We start from the raw sequence: 986 nt of genomic DNA on the forward strand, positions 1-986 counted from the left end.
TTTTCTTGAGGTGAGAAGTTGTGTGTCCGTCAGACCGCTGGGGATCAGAACGGGGTCTCGTCGTCGTACGAGCCGCCGGGGGTGCTCCACACGTCGTTCGACTGTGCGTTGCCGCCACCCTGCTGGCCACCCTGGGGGGACCAGGGCGCGTCCGACTGACCGCCGCCGTTGTTGTTCCAGCTGCCGCCGCCGTTGCCGCCGGACGCGTTGCCGCCGCCGACCTGGCCACGACCGCCGCCCGAGCCACCCGCTGCACGGGTGACCTGCGCGGTCGCGTAGCGGAGCGAGGGGCCGATCTCATCGACCTCGAGCTCGATGCTCGTGCGCTGCTGGCCCTCACGGTCCTGGTAGGAGCGCTGACGCAGACGGCCCTGCGCGATGACGCGCGAGCCCTTCGTCAGCGAGCCCGCCACGTGCTCGGCGAACTCGCGCCACACGCTCGCACGGAGGAACAGCGCGTCGCCGTCCTTCCACTCGTTCGCCTGACGGTCGAACGTGCGAGGGGTGGAGGCGATGGTGAAGTTCGCCACCGCGAGACCGTTCTGCGTGTAGCGCAGCTCCGGGTCCGCGGTGAGGTTGCCCACCACCGTGATGACGGTTTCGCCGGCCATGACTTACTCGGCGCTCGCGGTCGCGTTCGCGGCCTTGCGGGCCGCACGGGCCTCGTCGCGCTGCTTCTGGGCGGCGACCTGGGCGATCGCCTCCTCGGCGCGGAGGACCTTGGTGCGGAGGACGGCCTCGGAGAGACCGAGCTGGCGGTCGAGCTCCTTGGCGGCTTCGGGGGAGGACGTGAAGTCCACGACGGCGTAGATGCCCTCGGACTTCTTCGCGATCTCGTAGGCGAGACGACGACGGCCCCAGACGTCCACGTTGTCGACGGTCCCACCGTCGTTGCGGATCACGGCCAGGAACTGTCCAGGCTGGGAGCGACGGTGCGCTCGTCGATCTCGGGGTCGAGGATCGCCATCAGTTCGTACTGGTGCATG

Annotated in this window: 1 protein-coding gene and 1 pseudogene; both read right to left on the bottom strand. The window is 69.4% G+C overall.

All coding sequences use genetic code 11. The features are described from left to right. Positions 1 to 44: 44 nt before the first annotated feature. Complete coding sequence (locus I59_RS10725) at positions 45 to 611, bottom strand: single-stranded DNA-binding protein (RefSeq protein WP_022903873.1); 567 nt, start codon at positions 609 to 611, stop codon at positions 45 to 47. A gap of 3 nt (positions 612 to 614) precedes the next feature. After that, positions 615 to 985 (bottom strand): annotated as a pseudogene (gene rpsF / locus I59_RS19755) (30S ribosomal protein S6). Position 986: the final 1 nt, after the last annotated feature.

This window comes from Curtobacterium sp. B8 (assembly GCF_000333315.1).
GTDB lineage: Bacteria > Actinomycetota > Actinomycetes > Actinomycetales > Microbacteriaceae > Curtobacterium > Curtobacterium luteum.